This is a genomic window from Stutzerimonas sp. CXK-1 (assembly GCF_057738225.1).
Genome location: NZ_CM173217.1, coordinates 2,535,350 through 2,556,247 on the forward strand (window position 1 = coordinate 2,535,350; position 20,898 = coordinate 2,556,247).

Below are 20,898 nucleotides of genomic sequence, written 5' to 3' on the forward strand. Positions count from 1 at the left end.
CACATGCGCCTGGCCGACTCGCTCTGGACCGAATGGCGCATCGCGCTGCGCTTTCTCTTCGACAATCGCATGCAGACACTGCTGATCGTTTTCGGCATCGCCGTCGGATCGGCGGTCATCGTGTTCATCACCGCTTTGATCACCGGCCTGCAGGCGAACGTGATCGAACGCACCCTCGGCACCCAGGCGCACATCCGCATCCTCCCGCCCGATGAAGCCAACCGCGTGCTGCCTGGGACGCCAGGCAGCTATGACCTGGTGCTGGAGAGCCCGCGCGCGCAGCGCCTGCGCTCGATCCTCAACTGGCAGCAAGTACGCGACGTGCTCGACCGCGACCGCGACGTACTCGCCGTGTCCCCGGTCATCAGCGGCCCGGCCATCGCCCGCCGCGGCGTGGCGCGCGCCTCGGTCGCGCTGATCGGCATCGACCCGGAGCGTTATCAGCGCATCATCCCGCTGAGTGACGACCTGATCGCCGGCGAGCTGCGCGTCGGCGCCGGCCACGCGGTGATCGGCGCCGAGCTGGCCGAAGACCTGGGCCTCGCGCTTGGCGACAAGCTGCGCCTGGACGCTGGCGATGGACGCGAAGCTGTGGTGGACATCGCCGGCGTGTTTCGTCTCGGCGTGCGCGAGCTGGACGAGCGCTACGTCTATCTCGATCTGAAACAGGCGCAGACCCTGCTCGACCTGCCCGGCGGCGTCACCGTGATCGATACGCGCATCGGCGAGCTGTTCGAGGCCGAGCGCATCGCCGCCCGCCTCGCCCGGCTGACCGGGTTGAAGGCCGAAAGCTGGATGGCGACCAATGGCCAACTGCTCAATGCCCTCGCCTCGCAGAGCATGACCACGGAGATGATCCGCATCTTCGTCGGCATCTCGGTGGCCTTCGGCATTGCCAGCGTACTGGCGGTCAGTGTGGTGCAACGCACCCGCGAGATCGGCATCCTGCGCGCCATGGGCAGCCCGCGCGGGCAGATTCTCAGGGTGTTCCTGCTGCAAGGCGGGCTGCTCGGGCTGGTCGGCTCGGCCTGTGGCGGCGCGGTCGGCTGGTCGCTGGTGCAGGTGTTCAACCTCTTCGGGCCTCGGCTGTTCGAAATTCCGGTAGACCCGACGCTGGTACCACTGGCGATGCTGGTGGCCACCCTCACTGGCGTACTCGCGGCCGCGGCACCTGCGAGACGCGCCGCGCATTACGATCCGGCCGTGGCAATCCGTTATGTCTGAACAACCCTTCGCGCCCAGGCCATCCGCTCCGGTGCTGCGCCTGGCCGGCGTGCGCAAGTCGTTCAATATCGGCACAACGCTGGAAACCGAAGTGCTGCATGGGATCGACCTGCAGCTGGAGCGCGGCGAGCTGGCCGCGCTGATCGGCCCGTCCGGTTCGGGCAAGAGCACGCTGCTCAATATCATCGGCCTGCTCGACACGCCGACCGAGGGCGAGCTCTACCTGCTCGGCCAGCCGACCGCCACCGCGGACGACACCACCCGCACGCACATGCGCAACCAGGCGATCGGCTTCGTGTTCCAGTTCCATCACCTGATCTCGGCTTTCAGCGTGCTCGACAACGTGCTCATGCCGCTGATGATCCGCCAGGGCAAACCGGGGCCCGAGCAGACCGAGCTCGCGCGTGAACTGCTCGACCAGGTCGGCCTCGGGCGCTTCGCCGAGCAGAAACCCACGCAGCTGTCGGGCGGCCAGCAACAACGGGTGGCGATCGCTCGGGCGCTGGTCACCCGCCCGCCTCTGCTGCTGGCCGACGAACCGACAGGCAACCTCGACAGCCGCACCGCGCAGAGCGTGTTCGAGCTCTTTCACCGGATCAATGACGAGTTTGGCTGCGCCATTCTCGTCGTCACGCACGATCCGCGCCTGGCCGAGGCGTGCCCGAGAACAGTCGAGCTGGTCGATGGCCAGATCATTCGAGACGGCACAAGCGGCCCTTTACGCTGACCCTCGCCGCAAATATCCGCACGCTAGCCCCGTCCGGCTGCTAATGAAAAATCGAGCTAAGCATATAACCAAACTGCGAGTTATCATTCGGAGCACTCAGATACCCCCTTGGGTATTAAGCACGCGAGGCCGCCAGATGACCGCTCAGATCGAAGCCTTCTTCGACACCGCCACCTTCACCTACAGCTACGTGGTCAGCGACCCGCAGACAGGCGCCTGCGCCGTGATCGACCCGGTGCTGGACTACGATCCGGCAGCCGGTCGCACCTCGCACGCAAGCGCCGACCGCCTGATCGGCTACATCCGCGAGCACGGGCTGAGCCTGCAGTGGCTGCTGGAGACGCATGTGCATGCCGACCACCTGAGTTCGGCGGCTTATATCCGCGAGCAGCTGGGCGGCCGCATCGCCATCGGCAATCACATCACCCAAGTGCAGGAAACCTTCGGCAAGTTGTTCAATGCCGGGGCCGATTTCTGCACGGACGGCCGCCAGTTCGATCACTTGTTCGACGACGGCGAGCGCTTTCAGATCGGCGAGATCGCCGCGCGCGCCATTCATACGCCTGGTCACACCCCCGCCTGCATGAGCTACCTGATCGGCGATGCCGTGTTCGTCGGCGATACGCTGTTCATGCCCGACTATGGCACGGCCCGCTGCGACTTCCCCGGCGGCGATGCTCGGACGCTCTATCGTTCGATCCAGCGTCTGTTCCAGCTGCCGGACTTCACCCGCGTATTCATGTGCCACGACTACAAGGCTCCGGGGCGCGAGCAGTTTCTCTTCGAAACCACCATCGGCGAAGAGCGCCAGCGCAACGTGCACGTGCGTGATGGCATCAGCGAAGAAGCCTTCGTCGCCATGCGCAACGAGCGCGACGCCACGCTGGACATGCCGACGCTGATCCTGCCATCGGTGCAGATCAACATGCGCGCCGGGCAGCTACCAGCGCCGGAAAGCAACGGCACGCGCTACCTGAAAATCCCTCTGGACGCACTCTAGGCCCGCACTGATCACCATGGGAGTGTGTTCATGAACGTCAGAGCCAGCCGCCTGCTGCCCTGCCTGAGCTGGCTGCGCCACTACGACCGTCAGGCGGCGGGCAAGGACCTGACGGCCGCGCTGATCGTTACGCTGATGCTGATTCCGCAGAGCCTCGCCTATGCCTTGCTCGCCGGGTTGCCGCCGGTCTCCGGCCTCTACGCGAGCATTCTGCCGCTGCTGGCCTACACCCTGTTCGGCACCAGCCGTACGCTAGCTGTCGGCCCGGTGGCGGTGGTGTCGCTGATGACCGCTACCGCTATCGCTCCCTGGTATCCCGTCGGCAGCGCCGAATACATCGGTGCCGCACTGTTGCTGGCGGCACTATCCGGCGCCTTCCTGCTGCTGATGGCGCTGCTGCGCCTGGGCTTTCTCGCCAGTTTTCTGAGCCACCCGGTGATCTCCGGCTTCATCAGCGCATCGGCCCTGCTGATCGCGCTGGGTCAGCTCAAGCACCTGCTCGGCGTCTCGCTGCAGGGCGATAACGCGCCGGCGCTGCTCGCCGAACTGGTGACGGCATTGCCGCAGGCGCACGCGCCCACCCTGGCCATCGGCGGCACCACGCTGCTGTTCCTGTTCCTGGCCCGCACGCGGGCCGGGCGTCTGCTGCAAGCGCTTGGTCTGCGAGCAGGGCTGGCTGCGACCCTGACGCGCATCGCCCCGGTATTCGCGCTACTGGTTGCCATCGCGGTCGTCACCCTGCTGGATCTGGACGAAAGAGGGGTAAAGGTCGTCGGCGCGATCCCCCAGGGCCTGCCGACGTTCACCCTGCCGCCGCTGGATCTGCAGCTGGCCGAGGCACTGCTGCCGGCGGCCGTGCTGATCAGCCTGATCGGCTTCGTCGAATCGGTATCGGTCGCACAGACGCTGGCTGCCAAACGCCGCGAGCGCATCGAGCCGAACCAGGAGCTGATCGCGCTGGGGAGCGCCAACTTCGCCGCCGCATTGAGCGGCGGCTTTCCGGTGACCGGCGGATTCGCCCGCTCGGTAGTCAACTTCGATGCCGGAGCTCAGACGCCGCTAGCCGGCGCCCTCACGGCCATCGGCATTGGCATCGCCGTACTGTTCTTCACGCCCCTGTTTCGCAACCTGCCACACGCCGTGCTGGCCGCGACGATAATCGTGGCGGTGCTCAGCCTGGTCGACCTGACGGCATTGAAACGAACCTGGCAGTACTCCCGTCAGGATGCCAGCGCGATGATCGCCACCATGCTCGGCGTACTGGTGATCGGGGTCGAGGTGGGCATAGTGCTCGGCGTCGGGCTCTCACTGCTGCTGTTCCTCTGGCGCACCAGCCAGCCTCATATGGCGGTGGTCGGCCTGCTGCCGGGCACCGAACACTTTCGCAACGTCGAGCGCTTCCCGGTCAGACAGAGCCCAACGGTCCTGAGCCTGCGCGTCGACGAGAGCCTGTATTTCCCCAATGCCCGCTATCTCGAGGATCGTGTCGCCGCGTTGATCGAGGCGCGACCGGGCACACGGCATCTGGTGCTGATGTGCCCTGGGGTGAACCTGATCGACGCCAGCGCGCTGGAGAGCCTCGAAGCCATCGCCCAGCGCCTGCACGCTGCCGGCGTGCAGCTGCACCTTTCGGAGGTCAAGGGACCGGTGATGGATCGCCTGCGTCAGGCGCCGTTCCTGCACCATTTCGGTGGTCAGGTCTTCATCAGCCAGTACGAAGCGCTGAAAGCACTCGATCCCGCTTTCATCGCCTCCGTGCATACCGCCAACGGCGAGCGAACCGCCGGAATAGCTCAACGAGGAGTCAACGATGCGCACAGCTCATGATCTGGTCGAATTGGCCAGGCCGCAGATCCACGAGGTACAGCTCAGCGAGGCACAAGCAGCGATCAATGCCGCCGACGTGCTGATCGATGTTCGCGAGCCGGACGAGTACGCCAACGGCCATATCCCGGGCGCCATCAACATTCCGCGCGGCGTCCTTGAGTTCAAGCTCACGGCGACGCCGGAGCTGGCCGCACGCGACCTCCAGTTGTTCATCTATTGCAAGACCAGCGGCCGCGCTGCGCTTGCGGCGCTGTCGCTCAAGGAGATGGGCTATCTGAAGGTCAGTTCGCTCGCAGGCGGCTTCGATGCCTGGTCGGCCGCCGAAATGCCGATTGCCAAACCGGCCAGCATCGATTTCGATTGAGCGCTCAGACCACCGTAACGGAGCGATCATGAAGTCCACGCTAATCCTCGGCGCGCTCGCCATGCTGGCCGCCTCGCCCAGCTATGCCGAGCAACTGGAAGTCGTCCTCAAAGGCGTTCAGCACGACAAGGGGCAGCTGCGCGTCGGGCTGTATGCCGAACCCAAGACCTTCCGCAAGGAGCGCCTGGCGTTCGCCACGCAGCAGGCTGCGGCCAAGCAGGGTGAGGTCAGCGTCGTGTTCGACGATGTACCCCCTGGGCGTTACGCCATCATGGCGTATCACGACGAGAATTCGAATGGAGAGCTGGACAGGCGCTTCGGGATGTTTCCCACCGAGGGCTATGCCCTTTCGAACAACCCGAAAGTCATGGGGCCGCCAGCCTTCGACGACAGCGCCTTCGACGTCGGCAAGCAGCCGGCTCGCCTCGAGCTACAGATGCGTTATTGAGCCATGCAGGCTGCCGGCGGGATGGCCGGCAGCCCGAACGGTCAGGCCTTGCGCCCGCAAGTATTGATGCCAAGCAGCGAATAGGCCGGGCAGACTCGGAACACGCCGGTGGCCAGCGGCAGCAGGCCGATCCAGCCCCAGGCACCGATGATGCCCGTCAAGGCAAGCACGATCAGCACCAGGCCGATAACGATCCGCGCGGCACGATCGATGGTTCCCACGTTGGTTTTCATGATGACCTCCCGAGGTCAGTGATTGCGCCGGTGCTCCAGCGCAGAGAACAGCGCCATGCCAGCCAGCATGGCTGCGACGAACAGCACGACCTGCCAGTAGCCGGTCAGCAACAGGACCAGGGCCGGCCCCGGGCAAATGCCGGCTAGCCCCCAGCCCACACCGAACAACAGGCTGCCACCGATTAGCCGGCCATCCAGCTCACGCTTGCTCGGCAAGGCCATCGGAGCCCCCAGCAGGCTGCGCGATCGGCGCTTGGCCCAGGCAAGGGGGACTATCGCAATGCCGATAGCGCCGAGCATGACCAGCGCGAGCGACGGGTCCCAGCGCCCGGCCAGATCGAGAAATCCCACGACCTTGGCCGGATCCGCCATGCCGGACAGCAGCAGCCCGAAGCCGAAAATCAGCCCGGCAGCGAATGCCATGAGTCTGCGCATGCTCAGCCTCCGAAAAGATGACGTAGAACAAAGACGGTGACGAATCCGGCCAGCATGAAGGCGAGTGTGGCCACGATCGAGCGCGGCGACAGGCGGGAGATGCCGCAAACCCCGTGACCACTCGTGCAGCCAGAGCCGAAGCGCGTGCCCACGCCGACCAGCAGTCCAGCGATCAGAGTCCCCAGCCAGCCGACCTGAAACTCCGGTGCTGGCTGTTGCGCAAAAAGCCCCCAGATCAGCGGAGCCACGAGCAAGCCGAGCAAGAACAGCGCCTTTTCATCGCGTCCTTCCGTCTGCCGCTCCAGCAGCCCACCCAGCAACCCACTGATACCGGCGATACGTCCGTTGAACAGTACGAAGATCGCCGCCGCCAGGCCGATCAGTAGACCGCCCGACAAGGCCGTCACCGGCGTGAAGCCTGCCCAATCGAGTGTCATGACTCTTTGCCCTCGCAGAACTGTTGATAGAGCGTTTCGATGACAGCCAGCGCCGGCGCGCTGCTGATCCGGTAATAGATCTGCTTGCCCTCGCGCCGCGTGGCAACGAGTTTTTCCCGGCGCAGCACACCGAGCTGCTGCGACAACGTGGGCTGCTGAATGCCGAGCAAGGCCTCGAGTTCGCTTACGTTGCGCTCGCCCTGGCAGAGCTGACACAGCAGCAGCAAGCGATCGGGGTTGGCTAGCGCCTTGAGCAGTTGGCCGGCCATCGCCGCATTGGCCCGCAGCTGCGCCATGTCGAGACTCGGCGAAGAATGGTCACTCATACATTCACTATAAATAATATATTTATTTATATATCGATAGACGCGTCGCGTGTCAACTTGGCCGTAGCCACAGCTCGACACTGCCGCTAGGATGCGCGAACGCCGACGATCGCCAGGCGACCTGGCGCCTGCTCTTCCGCCACCCTGACAAGGTATATCCAGATGAACGACCAGCCTTCCAAGCTACCCGAGCAACAACAGGCGATGCTCAAGCGCCTGGCCAGGGTCGAAGGCCAGATTCGCGGCATTCAGGCGATGATCCGACGTGGAGAGGACTGCGAAGCGATCGCACAGCAGTTCTCTGCCGCTCGTAGTGCGCTGGACAAGAGTTATCGGCTGATGCTGACCTGCCTGCTGGAAGAGGCGCTGACCGACGGCAGCCAGGCGACCGGCGAAGCCCTGGAGCGGGTACGCACCATTTTCACCAAGTACACCTGAACGAACCGAGGCCCTCACGGCGAGCGCCTCTGGCAGGGCCAGAAACGAAAAAAGCGACCGTCTGGTCGCTTTTTTCTTGCCCTCATCAACTGCGAAGGCCATGTTTGGAGCGGGAAACGAGACTCGAACTCGCGACCCCGACCTTGGCAAGGTCGTGCTCTACCAACTGAGCTATTCCCGCAAAACTTGGCGTCCCCTAGGGGACTCGAACCCCTGTTACCGCCGTGAAAGGGCGGTGTCCTAGGCCACTAGACGAAGGGGACATTGCCCGGAACCTCTTGTTTTACAAGGGATTCCTCTAACTTGCCGCTTCCGCTTCGCGGTAATCGCTGCAAGTGGCGCGCATTCTATGGACGCCTCCCAGGACCGTCAACCCTCATGAGAAATTTTTTTTGCCCGTTCTTCTCCAGGCGGTGTGGAGGTATCAGCTTGCCATCTCAGCCTATACACTCGAACGCAAAAAACGGCCCGAGAAGGAGCCACGCATGTCCCCAGTCTTGATTGCAGCTTTGGTCATTGGCGGCGTCCTGCTTCTGATCGCCATCGGCTATATCAACCAGGTCGTCGAGCGTCACAAGCTGGAGAAGGCGAGGCTCAAAGCCGAACTGAACGATCGTCGTCGGCGCTGCCAACAGCTATCCGACAGCTTCCCTGGCCAGCTGATGACGCCAGCCCTCAAGCAACTCCTGACGCGCCTCGAGCTGGACGCCGGTGAAAAGCTGTTGCCACTGGACAAGACCGACGACGCCCTGCAGAGCAGGCTGCAAACCCTGCGCGCCGAGCGGGAAAAAGGCGAATCGGTCGAAGTGCGCAATGCGCCCTGCCAGATCGTTACCGAGGCGCAGGCCAAGGAAATTCGCTTCATGCTCGAGGACCTGCACGCTCAGGTCGTCCGAGGCGCCAAGGATGGCGTCCTGAAGCAGGACGAAGCCAAGCAGTGGCTGCGCGAAATCCAACGCCTGCTGGTCAGGCTGCACATCGACTACTTCAACAACCTGGGCAAGCAGGCGCTGCAGCAGAACCTGCCGCAGCGCGCGCGGCTGGCCTTTGAACGCGCGGTCAACTACATCCGCAAGCAGCCCAAGCCTGTCGAATACCAGAGCCAGCTGCGCCAGCTGGAGGCCGCCCTGGCACATGCCGAGGCGCTGGTACTGCGCCAGGGCACGCCACAGCCCACCGAGCCAAGCATCCTCGCCGAAGGCATGAAGAGCTTTGACGACGATGATCTCTGGAAGAAGAACAATGTCTATTAAGCCTCGTGCCTGACGATAATAAAGAGGGAGAACATCATGTCACTGACGCTCTTCGGTGCGCCGCTTTCACCTTTCGTGCGCAAAGCCCGCCTCTGCCTTCAGGAGAAGGGCCTGGACTACACGCTTGAAGTGGTCATGCCCTTCACACCACCGGAGTGGTACCTGGCGCTCAACCCGCTGGGACGCATTCCCGCTCTCAAGGATGGCGACCTGAGCCTCGCCGACTCCAGCGTCATCTGCCAGTACATCGAAGAAGCCTATCCGCAGACCACTCCTCTTTATGGTGCCAGCGCGGCTGATCGGGCCCGTGTGCGCTGGCTGGAAAAGTACGCCGACTACGAGTTGGCGCCCCTGTGCACCTTCACCGTCTTCCGCAACCGCATTCTCAAGCCCAGCGCGGGGCAGGCCTGTAACGAGCAGGCGGTACAGGAGACGCTGCACGACAAGTTGCCGCGCCATTTCGATTACTTGGAACAGCAGCTCGGGGCGGGGCCGTATTTCCTCGACGAGCTATCGATGGCCGACATCGCAGTCGCCTGCCAGCTGGTCAATATGGAGCACGGCGGCGAGCAACTCGATGCCTCACGCTGGCCGCGGCTGGCCGCGCACTATGCACGCATGAAGGCGACCGAGTCCCTGGCAAGCGTGTTGCCGGGCGAACAGCGGATGAATACCAAGCTCATCGAGATGGGCAAAGCCGCCAAAGCCTGAAACCGCATCGGTATCGCCCACCTTAGCGGGCGGTACCGAGCAGCTGCCTACCGACCCACTGGCGCGCGAACTGATAGGCACAACGTCCGTTGCGGTTGCCTCGCCCGGTCGCCCAGCGAACCGCCTCCTTCTCCAGTTCGTCGTCCCACGCCCAGCGCAGCGAAGCCTCGCCTGCCAGCGCACCGACCCAGTGGCGCACGACGTCCAGATAGTGCGGTTGACTGAATGGGTAGAACGACAGCCAGAGACCAAATCGATCCGACAGGGCAATCTTGTCCTCGACGGCCTCGTTGGGGTGCAGTTCGCCGTCGACCATTTGCCAGTTCTCGTTATCGCTCTGTCGCTCGGGCACCAGGTGGCGACGGTTGGAGGTCGCATACAGCAACACGTTTTCAGGCGCCCGCTCCAGAGAGCCATCGAGCACGCTCTTGAGCACTCGATAGTCGCCCTCCCCCGACTCGAACGAGAGATCGTCGCAGAACAGCACGAAAGAAAACGCCTGCCCCGAGAGCGCTTCGACCACGCGCGGCAGATCGGCGAGATGATCCCGCTCGATCTCCACCAGCCGCAGCCCTTCCTCGGCATGCCTGGCCAGCAACGCACGAACCAGCGACGATTTGCCGGTGCCGCGTGCGCCCCACAGCAACGCATGGTTGGCCGGCATGCCGGCGATGAACTGGCGTGTATTGGCCTCGAGCAAATCACGCTGCCGGTCTACCCCGATCAGGTCATCCAGCGAAAGATCGAGACTGACTTTCAGCGGCGCAAGAAAGCCGCTAGCCCCATTGCGCTGCCAGCGCGCGGCCAAGGTCTTCGACCAGTCGATCTCCGGGCAAGGCTCGGGCAGCAGGGGTTCGACACGCGCCAGCACCGCTTCAGCGCGCCGCAGAAAAGCGCTCAACTCGGCATCCATTCGATACCACTCCGATCATGAGATTGAGGGCCCGCGTTGGTGCGGGCTAAAGATACTGTTCGATCACAGCGCCCAGCGTCTCCGGCGGGGTTCGCGAGGAATAGCGCCGCACCGTGCGCCCCCCGTCAGCCACCAGAAACTTGGTGAAGTTCCACTTGATCGCCTTGCTTCCCAACAGGCCGGGCGCCCGCTTCTTCAACTCGACGAACAGCGGATGAGCCTCACCGCCGTTGACCTCCACCTTGGCGAACAGCGGGAAGCTGACGCCGAAACGGCGCTCGCAGAATGCGGCGATTTCGGACTCGCTGTCCGGCTCCTGGCCGCCGAATTGGTCGCAGGGAAAGCCAAGCACCACCAGACCGCGGTCGCGATAGGTGCGCCAGAGCTGCTCGAGACCTTTGTACTGCGGAGTAAAGCCGCACTGGCTGGCGGTATTGACGATCAGCAACACCTTGGCCGGGTAGTCCGCCAGCGTGCGGAGCTGCCCATCGATGGTAGTGCAAGGCAGGTCGAAAAGCGCGTCGTGCATACGTTGCCCTGAGGGTTCAGGCCTCGCGTGGCTGTAGTTCGAGCGAAGCGGAATTGATGCAGTAGCGCAGCCCTGTCGGCGGCGGCCCATCGGGAAAAACGTGCCCCAGGTGCGCCTCGCAACGGGCGCAGCGCACCTCGATGCGATGCATGCCATGGCTGAAATCATCCAGCTCGGTAATGGCCGCCTCGTTGATGGGCGCCGAATAGCTCGGCCAGCCACAGCCGGAATCGAACTTGCTGGACGAATCGAACAGCGGCTCGCCGCAGCAGACGCATTTATAGGTCCCCGGTGTCTTGGTGTCGTTGTAACGCCCCGTGAAGGGACGCTCGGTGGCGCCGAGTCGGCAGATGCGGAACTGCTCGTCGGATAGCTCCGCGCGCCAGGCTTCGAGCGGCTTGTCCAGCTTGTCCATCGATACACCTCGTCTGTGGAAAAAAGCCCGATCTGTACCTTTTCCGTCCATCGGGCCGCACGTATGATGCGTTCCTTCTTCGACGCCTAGTCTGGCAGCGGGGTTTCTCGCTGCCAAGGCGCCCGGGTTCAACCAGCGCAGCCCAGCTCGGGACGGGTGCGCTTCACTTCGGGACACTCTGGAATCATGCAGGTCAGCAAATCGAACAAGCTTGCCAATGTCTGCTACGACATTCGCGGGCCGGTGCTCAAGCACGCCAAACGCCTGGAAGAGGAAGGCCATCGTATCCTCAAGCTGAACATCGGCAACCCGGCACCGTTCGGTTTCGAGGCCCCGGAGGAAATCCTCCAGGACGTCATCCGCAACCTGCCGACCGCCCAGGGCTACAGCGACTCGAAAGGTCTGTTCAGCGCCCGCAAGGCGATCATGCAGTACTACCAGCAGAAGCAGGTCGAAGGCATCGGCATCGAGGACATCTACCTGGGCAACGGCGTGTCCGAGCTCATCGTGATGTCCATGCAAGCGTTGCTGAACAACGGCGATGAGGTGCTCATCCCGGCGCCGGACTACCCGCTGTGGACCGCAGCCGTGAGCCTGGCCGGCGGCAAGCCGGTGCACTATCTGTGCGACGAGCAGGCCAACTGGTGGCCGGACCTTCAGGACATGAAGGCCAAGATCACCCCCAACACCAAGGCTCTGGTGCTGATCAACCCGAACAATCCGACCGGCGCGGTCTACCCGAAGGAAGTGCTCGAGGGCATGGTGGAGCTGGCCCGCCAGCATCGCCTGGTGATCTTTTCGGACGAAATCTACGACAAGATCCTGTATGACGATGCGGTACACATCTCGACCGCCTCGCTGGCGCCGGACGTGCTCTGCCTGACCTTCAACGGGTTGTCCAAGTCCTATCGCGTCGCCGGATTCCGCTCCGGCTGGGTCGCGATTTCCGGGCCGAAACAGAGGGCACAGAGCTACATCGAAGGCCTCGACATCCTGGCCAACATGCGGCTGTGCGCCAACGTTCCTTCGCAGCACGCGATCCAGACCGCGCTGGGCGGCTACCAGAGCATCAACGACCTGGTGCTGCCTCCGGGCCGCCTGCTCGAGCAGCGCAACCGCACCTGGGAGTTGCTCAACGACATCCCCGGCATCAGCTGTGTGAAGCCGATGGGTGCGTTGTATGCCTTTCCGCGCATCGACCCGAAAATCTGCCCGATTCACAACGACGAAAAATTTGTGCTCGATCTGTTGCTCTCGGAAAAGCTCCTGATCGTCCAGGGCACCGCGTTCAACTGGCCCTGGCCGGATCACTTCCGCGTCGTCACGCTGCCGCGCGTCGATGACCTCGAGCAAGCGATCGGACGCATCGGCAACTTCCTCAGGACCTATCAGCAGTAGGCACGATGGACCTGCACATCGACGACTTCTACCGAGACGCCGCGTCCGGCCTGCTCATGCTGTATCAGGCCTTTCCGCGCAAGACGGCGCTCTATGTCGAAGATCTGATCGGCCGCGAAGAACCCGATGACTTCGGCCTGCCGAGCAAACGCCACCAGAGCTGCCTTGGCGCACTGCTCTGGCTGGCCGAAGAAGGCTATCTGCGCTTCGAGACGACCATTCGTTTCGAGGCGCTGGATCAGGCCGTCCTCAGCGAAAAGGGTTTCCTGCGACTGAGCGCTGCGGCGCCCGACGCCGACGAGCAGCTCGCTGCCCTGCCCGCCGCGATCCGTCGCATCCGCGGCAATCTGGCCAACCAGCTACGCGAGGCCCTGGCCCGTGGCGACAGCGAACGGATAGCGCAGCTCTCGCATCAGCTGCTGCACGGCACCGCGGCATCATCATCGCGCCGGCCAAGCGACATAGCTTGAAATAGTCGCTCGGTTGAATAGCCCGGGACCGGGCCTTATATAGCCTATCGTTCTCTCTATCCGCTGGAGTCAGCCGCAACATGATGCGCATTTTCCTGTTCCTGGCCACCAACCTTGCGGTGCTGCTGATCGCCAGCATCACCCTGAAGGTCCTGGGGGTCGATCGCTACACTGGCCAGAATTACGGCAGCCTGTTGGTGTTCTGTGCGGTATTCGGCTTCGCCGGCTCGCTCGTGTCGCTGTTCCTGTCCAAGTGGATGGCGAAGATGAGCACTCGCACCGAGATCATCAGCCAGCCGCGCACGCGTCACGAGCAGTGGCTGCTACAGACGGTCGAACAACTGTCGCGCGAGGCAGGAATCAAGATGCCGGAAGTCGGTATCTTCCCGGCGTACGAAGCCAACGCCTTCGCCACCGGCTGGAATCGCAACGATGCGCTGGTTGCCGTGAGCCAGGGTCTGCTGGAGCGCTTCTCTCCGGACGAGGTCCGCGCCGTGCTGGCGCACGAGATCGGCCACGTGGCCAATGGCGACATGGTCACCCTTGCCCTCATCCAGGGCGTGGTGAACACCTTTGTCATGTTCTTCGCGCGCATCTTCGGCAACTTCGTCGACAAGGCCATCCTCAAGAACGAGGAAGGTCAGGGGATCGGTTATTTCGTCGCGACCATCTTCGCCGAACTGGTCCTGGGTATTCTCGCCAGCATCATCGTCATGTGGTTCTCGCGCAAACGCGAGTACCGTGCCGACGAAGCGGGCGCCGACCTGGCCGGCACTCAGGCGATGATCGGTGCCCTGCGCCGCCTGCAGGTAGAACAAGGCGTACCGGTGCAGATGCCGGACAGCCTGAAGGCATTCGGCATCAACGGCGCCCTCAAACACGGCCTGGCCGGCCTGTTCATGACCCACCCATCGCTGGACGACCGCATCGAGGCGCTACGCCAGCGCGGGTAAGCCTTGCAGAGCGGAAAAGGGCGACGCAAGTCGCCCTTTTCTTTTGTCTATAGCGCACCTGTCGGATAAGGAACCTGCCCATGCGCCGCTTGCTGATCACCTGCCTCGCCCTGCTCACCCTGGGCGGCTGCCAGAACGCCTATTACGCGGCGATGGAAAAGGTCGGCATCCACAAGCGCGACATCCTCGTCGATCGCGTCGAAGATGCGCGTGACTCGCAACTCGAAGCCAAGCAGCAATTCAAGGATGCGCTCGAACAATATCGCAGCGTGGTCATCGTCAAGGGCGGCGAACTGGAGCAACGCTACGACGCCCTGAGCCGCGAATACGAAGCCAGCGCAGCCAGTGCACGAGAAGTGCGCGAGCGAATCACCGCAGTGGAAGATGTCGCTCAGGCGCTGTTCGACGAGTGGGCTGACGAGCTCGAGCAATATTCCGATCGTAACCTGAAGCAAGCCAGTGCACGCCAGTTGAGCCGCACACGGGCCGAGTATCGCACTCTGATCGAACGCATGAAGGCCGCCGAGAAGCGCATCGACCCTGTACTCAATGTGCTGCACGACCAGGTGCTTTACCTCAAGCACAACCTGAACGCACGCGCCATCGGTGCCTTGCACGGGGAATACCGCAACCTGCAGAGCAACGTCGACCGACTGCTGCAGGACATGCAGCGTTCGATCGATGAGGCCGACGGTTTCGTCAAACGGTTGCAGTCGTCCCGTTCGCCCAGCTGAGCCATTCGACCGATTCAGAGGCGGCGCACGCGATAGACGCACTCCTCCAGTCGGCTGAGGCCCCGCTGGAGAAACTTCCAGTTCTGCTGCAGCACGTCGTGCCTGGCGAGCAATTCGAGCTGCCAGCGTCCTGCGTAAAGCTGCACAACTTCCTGCTGGGGCACCGAGAATGGCGGACCGCTCATCTCGGCCTGATCGTATTCCACGGTCACCAGCAACAACTCGGCCCCCGCAGGCATCAGCGAAGTGAGGTGGTCAACGTATCGCTGCCGGAGCGCCGGTGGTAGCGCGATGAGCGCCGCTCGATCATAGATCGCAACGCAACCTTCGAGCTCTGCGGCGCCCAAGGCGAACACATCACCGCAGAGTATTTCCAGCCGGCCGGCGACGAAGCGCTGGAAAGCCCCGCGCCGCTCCACCTGCGGCACCAGCCGTTGCTCGTCAAAAAACGCACGCACGGCCTTTTCGCTCAGCTCGACCCCCACCACGGTGAAGCCCTGCTCCACCAACCAGGCCATGTCCAGCGACTTGCCACACAACGGAACCAGCACGCGAGCGCCATTCGGCAGCGCAAGCGACGGCCAGTGCCGCAGCAGATAGGGATTGACTTCGCCCAGGTGGAAACCGATTTCGTTACGCGCCCAGCGCTCGTGCCAGAAAGCCTCGTTCACAGCCGCCTCTCCAGTGAATGACTGACGCAGCCTACACCGGCCCAGCGTTGAATTCAGCCGAACAGCGAGCCGTCGATATCAAGCCCGGCCTCGCGCATCTGTGCGAGCTTGTAGCGCAGCGTCCGCGGACTGATGCCCAGGCGCTCGGCGGTTTCCTTGCGCCGGCCGCGTTCGGCACGCAGGGTGTCGAGAATGAGCCGATATTCGCGGTGGCGCAGATCGTCATTCAGTGCGCCGGATGGCTCGTCAGTCTCGCCCCCCACGGCAGGCATGGCAGGCCTGCCGTGCGCCTCTCCCGGCCGGTCGAAAAACAGATCCGCCGCCTCGATCACGCCGCCCTGCTGCAAGATCAGCGCACGCTGAATGGCATTGTCCAGTTCCCGCACGTTGCCGGGCCAGTCGTGCTCGAGCAGGCTGCGCCGCGCCTGCTCGGATAAACGCGCCGACCCCAGGCCCTGACGCTGCGCATGCCTGACCAGCAAGCGCTCGGCCAGGGGCAGGATATCCGCGGGCCGCTCACGCAGCGGGGCCCAGCGCAGGGGAAATACCGACAGCCGGTAATAGAGGTCCTCGCGAAAGCGCCCAGCGGCCACTTCGCCCTGAATGTCCCGGTTGGTCGTGGCCAGCACGCGGATATCCAAGGTGATCGGCCTCCGACCACCGACCCGCTCCACCTCACGCTCCTGCAGAACACGTAGAAGCTTCGCCTGTAGCGCGAGCGGCATCTCGGAAATCTCGTCCAGCAGCAAGGTGCCACCGTTAGCCTGTTCGAACTTGCCAGGCTGAGAATGCAAGGCCCCCGTGAAGGCGCCCTTTTCGTGCCCGAACAAGGTGGCCTCGAGCATCGAATCCGGTATCGCGGCACAGTTGATCGCCACGAACGGCTGCTCAGCGCGCGCCGAGCAGACGTGGATATAGCGCGCCAGCACTTCCTTGCCGGTACCGGACTCGCCGGAGATCAACACCGTGGAATCGCTGCGTGCCACGCGGGCGGCCAAAGCCAGCAACTGCCGACTGGCAGGCTCGCAGGCGATAGGGCCCGAGTCCTGTGCCGGCCGACACGCCGTATCGAGGTAGCGCGCCAGCAGATCGAGCAGCCTGGAGGGCTCGAAGGGTTTGACCAGGTAGTCCAACGCCCCTTCGCGCATCGCGTCGACCGCCCTCTCCACCTGGGCGAAGGCGGTCATCAGCACCATCGGCACGCCGGGGTGCCGCTCGCGCAAAGTACGCAACAGTCCGTGGCCGTCCATTCCCGGCATGTTCACGTCGCTGATCACCAGGGCAAAGTGTTCCGACCGCAGCGCCGCCAGTGCCTCCTCGGCGTTCGCGACTGCGGTGTACGCGTAGCCGGCCAGCTCGAGCGTGTCGCCCAGCGCCTCGCGCAATGCGGGATCGTCTTCGACCAGCAACAACCGATCATCAGCGGTCATCGGCAAGGTCCTGCACCGCTATCAGCGGCAGGGATAACCGCACGCAGGTCCCGCGCCCGAGCCGTGAGCGCACCTGAAGTTCGCCGTGATGCGCACGTGCGACAGCCATGGCGACAGCCAGACCAAGCCCGGTCCCGCTCGCCTTGGTGGTAAAGAACGGTTCGCCCAGACGGGCCAGCACGGCGGGCGCGATGCCCATCCCGTTGTCGCTCACACACAGGCGCACGACACTTCGGCGACGGAAGACATGCACTTTCAATCGCGCCGGCTCGCCGGCCGCCTGCCTGGCATTGTCCAGCAAGTTGCACAGGGCACCGACAAGGGTGTCTCGATTGCACAACAGCTCGCCCGCCGCGACGTCGCACTGCCAGCGCACCTCGATGCCCTGAAGCAAAGGCTCGGCCGCTGAACGCAGTGCGGCGAGCAATGCTGTGGGGGTCAGCCGGTCAGTCAGCGGCAGGTCGCCACGGGCAAACACCAGCATGTCGCGCACCTGCCGCTCCATGTCTTCGAGACGGGCCTTCAGTCGGCCGGCGAAACGGCTTTGCTGGTCGGGGTTCAGCGCGCCCTGCTGCAGGTGGCTGGCATAGATGAGTGCGGCCGACAGAGGCGTCCGCACCTGATGGGCGAGCGAAGCGACCATGCGCCCCAGCGACGAGAGGCGCTGGTGCCGAGCAAGCTGCTCCTGCAGCCGGCGGGTTTCCGTGAGGTCGGTCAGCAGCACCAGCTGCCCTGGCTCGCTCTCCAGCGAGCGCGTGGCAATGGCAACACGCCGTCCGTCGCGCAGCGATACCTCATGGCCATCGTCGCCGCGAGGGGCGAAGCGCTGGGCGATAACGTCACGCCAGAGGCGGCCGACCAGATCGGCACCCAACAGGTCCAGCGCAGCCGGATTGGCCTCGTCGACAATGCCGCGTCCGTCGATCACCACTACCCCACCGGGCAGCAGATCCAAAAGGCTCTGGTGCCTTCGCACAAGGCTTTCTTTCTCGGCGATCTCCTGCTGGCGCAGCAAGCTGGCAGCCTCGAGCTGGCCGGTCAGCTCAGCGACACGCGCTTCGACTTGGCCATAGGAGACATCCAGCTGCCTGGCCAGGCGCGCCAGATCGTCAAGCGCCCGCTCTTTCGGCGTGGCAACGGGTGGACTGGTTGTGGCGTGGTGGGCGGTTGTACTCACGGCTCCGCTCGACTCCGTCAAGGATTGGACGTCTGCGGAGCCGGAGCAATGTTCGTGCCTTGACGGGATTGACTGGGCGTCGGCGCCTTCGCGTCAACGCCCGCGGGAGATCACTCGGCGATGTCGTCGTCGCGGCGATTCATCCCGTACTTGCGCATCTTTTCGACCAGGGTGGTCCGCCGGATGCGCAGACGCTCGGCAGCACGCGCAACCACGCCACCGGCATCCTCGAGCGCCTGGTGAATCAGGCCCTGTTCGAGGTTGCCCAGGTATTCCTTGAGGTCGAGGCCTTCGGCCGGCAGCATCGCGTGGGCATCAGCGACGGCGATGGGCGCGTTGATCGCTGCCCGCTCCTCCATTTCGTCCTGCAAGGCGCTGGCGTATTGCTCGTCGTCGTCATCGACATGGCGGAATTTCTTCGGCAGTTCCATGACGCCGATGACACCGTACGGATGCATGATCGCCATGCGCTCGACGAGGTTGGCCAGCTCGCGGATGTTGCCCGGCCAGTCGTGACGGCACAGCGACATGATTGCGGCTGAGTTGAATCGAATGGAGCCGCGCTTCTCGTGCTCCATCCTTGAAATGAGTTCGTTGAGCAGCAGCGGTATGTCTTCGACCCGCTCGCGCAAGGGCGCCATTTCGATAGGGAACACATTCAATCGATAGTAGAGGTCCTCGCGGAACGTCCCCTCTTCGATCATCTTCTCCAGGTCCTTGTGGGTCGCCGCGATAATGCGAACGTCCGCCTGCTGGGTACGGTTGCTGCCGACGCGCTCGAACGTCCGCTCCTGCAGTACGCGCAACAGCTTGACCTGCATCGGCAACGGCATGTCGCCGATCTCATCGAGAAACAGCGTGCCGCCTTCGGCCAATTCGAAACGCCCGGCTCGCGCAGTGATCGCCCCGGTGAAGGCGCCTTTCTCATGACCGAACAGTTCGCTTTCGAGCAGCTCGGCCGGGATCGCACCGCAATTGACCGGCACGAAAGGCGCCTGCCGGCGCTTGGAGTGATAGTGCAGATTGCGCGCGACGACTTCTTTGCCAGTGCCGGATTCACCAAGGATCAGTACGCTGGCCTCGGTGTCGGCGACCTGCTGCATCATCTGTCGCACATGCTGGACGGCACGACTGGTCCCGACCAGGCTGCGGAACAGATTGGTTTCACGCTGGCGTCCGCGCCCCTTCGCCTGGGTCATCTCCCGATAGATCTGGGCGCGGTGCAGGGAGTCGAGTAGCTTGTTGTAGCTCGGTGGCATTTCCAGGCTGGTAAGAACACGACGTCGCGCATCCTCTGGCCAATCGGCCGGGGCCGGCTCGCCAAGCAGGATCAACGGCAGTTGTTCGTCCCACTGCCCCAGCTGCTTGAGCAACTCGGCCGCCCCCCCCTTCGAGTCGATCTGGCCGACCAGCACGCCGAGAATGCTGCCGCTCGACTCCAGCCCTTCGACGGCCCGACGCCAGTCGTCGCTTGCGCAAGCCAGGTGATCCTCGCTGAGGAAGTTCAGGATGACGGTCATATCCCGCCGACGATCGCAGTCATCGTCTATCAACAAAATCTTGGTATCACGCCACATCTTGTCTATAGGGCCCTGATTTCTAGAGGATGCCTGCGCTCGAATCCTTGAGAAACGACCACCAACGGCAGCGAGCCGCTAGTTAATTAGAAAAAGGGAACTGAGTCAAATTAATGACGTGCCAATGCGCCTAAAGGCGTAACGGTCTCCGCCCCTTATGTGTCGACTGTCAGCTTGGCCGGGATCTGAGCGCGTGAAATCCAGCGCCTCAAAAAGTCAAAATAACAGCGATTAAAAGCACAAAATGCAGGGATATAGCGCCAACTCTCTGCCCTGATAAATCTATGAGCTGCGAGAGTGATAGAAAAGTTCCGTTACGTTTGCCGAAGACAGACGGAAGGACATGCGGCATTGCGTCGCGAGGGGAAATACCGGTTCAACCGAAGAGCTGGTACACCTTGGCGCCCTGTTTGGACTGATTCAGTTGAAGCAGTTCCGAAGCGATCCGGTGCCGCTCGGCCTGGCAGGTTGAAACCAGATCACGGTAGAGCTCGAGCAGAGCCTGCATGCTTTGACGCACCAGCGCCTCATCGCGCTGCGGCTCGTGCATGGCTTCTTCGACCGCCAGCCGGCATTCCCGATCGAGCATACTGATGGCCGCCCAGTCCTGTTCCGCCAGTGCATTGCGCAAGGCGCTGCCGGTTTCCTCGAGACGTTTGACGGAAGCATTCATGGAGTCGACTCCGGTTGGGCGATCAGTGACTGAGTCATGGGCAGTTGCCCGGGACACTTCTCTTATCGGCAACGGCAAACGAGGCTTTAGTGCGATCGGTCGATGCGAGGCTCAGCGGTAACTACGCAACCCTGGCGGAACACTTGGAGGCGCGACCGGCTCCCAGGGGCCATCCGGACGACCGGCACAAAACCAGTCGCCATCCCACCGATAGTAGAGGCGATCGCGGTAGAACAGCTCGGTCCCTTCAACCACATAGACACCCAGGCGGTTGTCCCAATGCGCCTGTCCGTAAGGCGGCGGGGCATAGCGCGGGTGGCTACGCTGAACGCTCGGCGCGCGCGGCGCCTCCGGAGACGGCATGGGCGGCGGCGTGATCACCGGCCCGCTCGGCGGCTCGCTCGGCTCAACAGGCGCCTTCTCACTCCGATAAGGCGACCCGGCGCAAGCGCCAAGAAGCAGCGCAATGCCGACTACACCGGCCAGTCTGGCAACTCGGTCGATTCCGGATTCCCTGTTGTTCATGCTCGCTCGC

The 20,898-nt window shown here is 63.4% G+C and carries 26 protein-coding genes and 2 tRNA genes; 13 read left to right on the plus strand and 15 right to left on the minus strand.

All coding sequences use genetic code 11. The annotated features are described in order from the left end of the window. Window positions 1-3: 3 nt before the first annotated feature. From AC0KXH_RS11800 to AC0KXH_RS11825, 6 genes are all read left to right on the plus strand, one after another. The gene (locus AC0KXH_RS11800; protein WP_165563141.1) at window positions 4-1,224 is read left to right on the plus strand and encodes an ABC transporter permease; all 1,221 of its coding nucleotides are present in this window, start codon (window positions 4-6) and stop codon (window positions 1,222-1,224) included. Then, entirely contained in the window at window positions 1,217-1,951 is a 735-nt protein-coding gene (locus tag AC0KXH_RS11805) for an ABC transporter ATP-binding protein (protein ID WP_488223453.1), read from the plus strand. Before AC0KXH_RS11800 ends, AC0KXH_RS11805 begins: the two co-directional genes overlap by 8 nt. 136 nt (window positions 1,952-2,087) lie before the next feature. Continuing rightward, complete coding sequence (locus AC0KXH_RS11810; RefSeq protein ID WP_313278483.1) at window positions 2,088-2,951, plus strand: MBL fold metallo-hydrolase; 864 nt, start codon at window positions 2,088-2,090, stop codon at window positions 2,949-2,951. A gap of 30 nt (window positions 2,952-2,981) precedes the next feature. After that, window positions 2,982-4,778, plus strand: coding sequence for a SulP family inorganic anion transporter (locus AC0KXH_RS11815; protein ID WP_083679800.1), 1,797 nt, complete (start codon window positions 2,982-2,984; stop codon window positions 4,776-4,778). Then, a complete protein-coding gene (locus tag AC0KXH_RS11820) occupies window positions 4,762-5,142 on the plus strand; it encodes a rhodanese-like domain-containing protein (protein ID WP_041105752.1) in 381 nt (126 codons plus the stop codon). The genes AC0KXH_RS11815 and AC0KXH_RS11820 overlap by 17 nt, the downstream gene beginning before the upstream one ends. Before the next feature lie 28 nt (window positions 5,143-5,170). Beyond that, window positions 5,171-5,590, plus strand: a complete 420-nt coding sequence (locus AC0KXH_RS11825; RefSeq protein ID WP_041105754.1) for a DUF2141 domain-containing protein — start codon at window positions 5,171-5,173, stop codon at window positions 5,588-5,590. Window positions 5,591-5,631: 41 nt separating this feature from the next. On the opposite strand, the gene AC0KXH_RS11830 is transcribed toward AC0KXH_RS11825, so the two are convergent. From AC0KXH_RS11830 to AC0KXH_RS11845, 4 genes are read right to left on the minus strand one after another with little or no spacing between them, the layout of a single operon-like run. Then, window positions 5,632-5,823: a YgaP family membrane protein gene (locus AC0KXH_RS11830; RefSeq protein WP_213149895.1), complete on the minus strand. Its 192-nt coding sequence runs from the start codon at window positions 5,821-5,823 to the stop codon at window positions 5,632-5,634. A 15-nt stretch (window positions 5,824-5,838) separates the two neighbouring features. Next, the gene (locus AC0KXH_RS11835) at window positions 5,839-6,258 is read right to left on the minus strand and encodes a DUF6691 family protein (RefSeq protein ID WP_488223454.1); all 420 of its coding nucleotides are present in this window, start codon (window positions 6,256-6,258) and stop codon (window positions 5,839-5,841) included. A 2-nt stretch (window positions 6,259-6,260) separates the two neighbouring features. Then, window positions 6,261-6,695: a YeeE/YedE family protein gene (locus tag AC0KXH_RS11840; protein ID WP_061339047.1), complete on the minus strand. Its 435-nt coding sequence runs from the start codon at window positions 6,693-6,695 to the stop codon at window positions 6,261-6,263. Further along, entirely contained in the window at window positions 6,692-7,021 is a 330-nt protein-coding gene (locus tag AC0KXH_RS11845; RefSeq protein ID WP_043220862.1) for an ArsR/SmtB family transcription factor, read from the minus strand. The genes AC0KXH_RS11840 and AC0KXH_RS11845 overlap by 4 nt, the downstream gene beginning before the upstream one ends. Window positions 7,022-7,183: 162 nt before the next feature. Between AC0KXH_RS11845 and AC0KXH_RS11850 the strand changes: the two genes are divergently transcribed. Beyond that, window positions 7,184-7,459, plus strand: a complete 276-nt coding sequence (locus AC0KXH_RS11850; RefSeq protein ID WP_041105764.1) for a metal-sensing transcriptional repressor — start codon at window positions 7,184-7,186, stop codon at window positions 7,457-7,459. A gap of 105 nt (window positions 7,460-7,564) precedes the next feature. Here AC0KXH_RS11850 and AC0KXH_RS11855 read toward each other — a convergent pair. Together AC0KXH_RS11855 and AC0KXH_RS11860 are read right to left on the minus strand one after the other, a co-directional pair. After that, a tRNA-Gly gene (locus AC0KXH_RS11855) sits at window positions 7,565-7,640 on the minus strand. A gap of 6 nt (window positions 7,641-7,646) precedes the next feature. Further along, window positions 7,647-7,722 (minus strand) — tRNA-Glu (locus AC0KXH_RS11860). Between the two features lie 222 nt (window positions 7,723-7,944). Here AC0KXH_RS11860 and AC0KXH_RS11865 point away from each other — a divergent pair. Together AC0KXH_RS11865 and AC0KXH_RS11870 are read left to right on the plus strand one after the other, a co-directional pair. After that, on the plus strand, window positions 7,945-8,712 hold the full coding sequence (locus AC0KXH_RS11865; protein WP_061340638.1) for a hypothetical protein: 768 nt from the start codon (window positions 7,945-7,947) through the stop codon (window positions 8,710-8,712). Window positions 8,713-8,748: 36 nt separating this feature from the next. Next, window positions 8,749-9,423 carry a glutathione S-transferase family protein gene (locus tag AC0KXH_RS11870; protein ID WP_043220867.1) on the plus strand — a complete coding sequence of 225 codons (675 nt, stop codon included), beginning with the start codon at window positions 8,749-8,751 and terminating at the stop codon, window positions 9,421-9,423. Between the two features lie 22 nt (window positions 9,424-9,445). Here AC0KXH_RS11870 and AC0KXH_RS11875 read toward each other — a convergent pair whose 3' ends face one another. Genes AC0KXH_RS11875 through msrB form a run of 3 tightly spaced genes read right to left on the minus strand, consistent with a single transcriptional unit; the run spans window position 9,446 to window position 11,280 of the window. Then, window positions 9,446-10,336 carry an ATP-binding protein gene (locus tag AC0KXH_RS11875; protein WP_488223455.1) on the minus strand — a complete coding sequence of 297 codons (891 nt, stop codon included), beginning with the start codon at window positions 10,334-10,336 and terminating at the stop codon, window positions 9,446-9,448. A 46-nt stretch (window positions 10,337-10,382) separates the two neighbouring features. After that, window positions 10,383-10,865: a glutathione peroxidase gene (locus tag AC0KXH_RS11880; protein WP_043220873.1), complete on the minus strand. Its 483-nt coding sequence runs from the start codon at window positions 10,863-10,865 to the stop codon at window positions 10,383-10,385. A gap of 16 nt (window positions 10,866-10,881) precedes the next feature. Further along, on the minus strand, window positions 10,882-11,280 hold the full coding sequence (msrB, locus tag AC0KXH_RS11885; RefSeq protein WP_043220877.1) for a peptide-methionine (R)-S-oxide reductase MsrB: 399 nt from the start codon (window positions 11,278-11,280) through the stop codon (window positions 10,882-10,884). Between the two features lie 186 nt (window positions 11,281-11,466). Between msrB and AC0KXH_RS11890 the strand changes: the two genes are divergently transcribed. The 4 genes from AC0KXH_RS11890 to AC0KXH_RS11905 all read left to right on the plus strand — a co-directional run bounded on the left by AC0KXH_RS11890 (window position 11,467) and on the right by AC0KXH_RS11905 (window position 14,835). Further along, complete coding sequence (locus AC0KXH_RS11890) at window positions 11,467-12,678, plus strand: pyridoxal phosphate-dependent aminotransferase (RefSeq protein ID WP_041106383.1); 1,212 nt, start codon at window positions 11,467-11,469, stop codon at window positions 12,676-12,678. 5 nt (window positions 12,679-12,683) lie between these two features. Beyond that, window positions 12,684-13,148 carry a hypothetical protein gene (locus tag AC0KXH_RS11895; RefSeq protein ID WP_488223456.1) on the plus strand — a complete coding sequence of 155 codons (465 nt, stop codon included), beginning with the start codon at window positions 12,684-12,686 and terminating at the stop codon, window positions 13,146-13,148. Window positions 13,149-13,228: 80 nt separating this feature from the next. Further along, entirely contained in the window at window positions 13,229-14,101 is an 873-nt protein-coding gene (htpX, locus tag AC0KXH_RS11900; RefSeq protein WP_041106387.1) for a protease HtpX, read from the plus strand. Between the two features lie 80 nt (window positions 14,102-14,181). Then, window positions 14,182-14,835, plus strand: a complete 654-nt coding sequence (locus tag AC0KXH_RS11905; RefSeq protein WP_269262329.1) for a DUF2959 domain-containing protein — start codon at window positions 14,182-14,184, stop codon at window positions 14,833-14,835. Between the two features lie 14 nt (window positions 14,836-14,849). Here AC0KXH_RS11905 and AC0KXH_RS11910 read toward each other — a convergent pair whose 3' ends face one another. From AC0KXH_RS11910 to AC0KXH_RS11935, 6 genes are all read right to left on the minus strand, one after another. Continuing rightward, on the minus strand, window positions 14,850-15,506 hold the full coding sequence (locus tag AC0KXH_RS11910) for a thiopurine S-methyltransferase (protein ID WP_312940847.1): 657 nt from the start codon (window positions 15,504-15,506) through the stop codon (window positions 14,850-14,852). 53 nt (window positions 15,507-15,559) lie between these two features. After that, a complete protein-coding gene (locus AC0KXH_RS11915; RefSeq protein ID WP_488223457.1) occupies window positions 15,560-16,936 on the minus strand; it encodes a sigma-54-dependent transcriptional regulator in 1,377 nt (458 codons plus the stop codon). Next, the gene (locus tag AC0KXH_RS11920) at window positions 16,926-18,113 is read right to left on the minus strand and encodes a sensor histidine kinase (RefSeq protein ID WP_395763746.1); all 1,188 of its coding nucleotides are present in this window, start codon (window positions 18,111-18,113) and stop codon (window positions 16,926-16,928) included. The genes AC0KXH_RS11915 and AC0KXH_RS11920 overlap by 11 nt, the downstream gene beginning before the upstream one ends. A 110-nt stretch (window positions 18,114-18,223) precedes the next feature. Next, on the minus strand, window positions 18,224-19,690 hold the full coding sequence (locus AC0KXH_RS11925) for a sigma-54 dependent transcriptional regulator (protein ID WP_041106391.1): 1,467 nt from the start codon (window positions 19,688-19,690) through the stop codon (window positions 18,224-18,226). A gap of 376 nt (window positions 19,691-20,066) precedes the next feature. Continuing rightward, the gene (fliT, locus tag AC0KXH_RS11930; protein ID WP_312571171.1) at window positions 20,067-20,363 is read right to left on the minus strand and encodes a flagellar protein FliT; all 297 of its coding nucleotides are present in this window, start codon (window positions 20,361-20,363) and stop codon (window positions 20,067-20,069) included. Window positions 20,364-20,474: 111 nt separating this feature from the next. Beyond that, a complete protein-coding gene (locus tag AC0KXH_RS11935) occupies window positions 20,475-20,888 on the minus strand; it encodes a hypothetical protein (protein ID WP_488223458.1) in 414 nt (137 codons plus the stop codon). Between the last annotated feature and the right edge of the window lie 10 nt (window positions 20,889-20,898).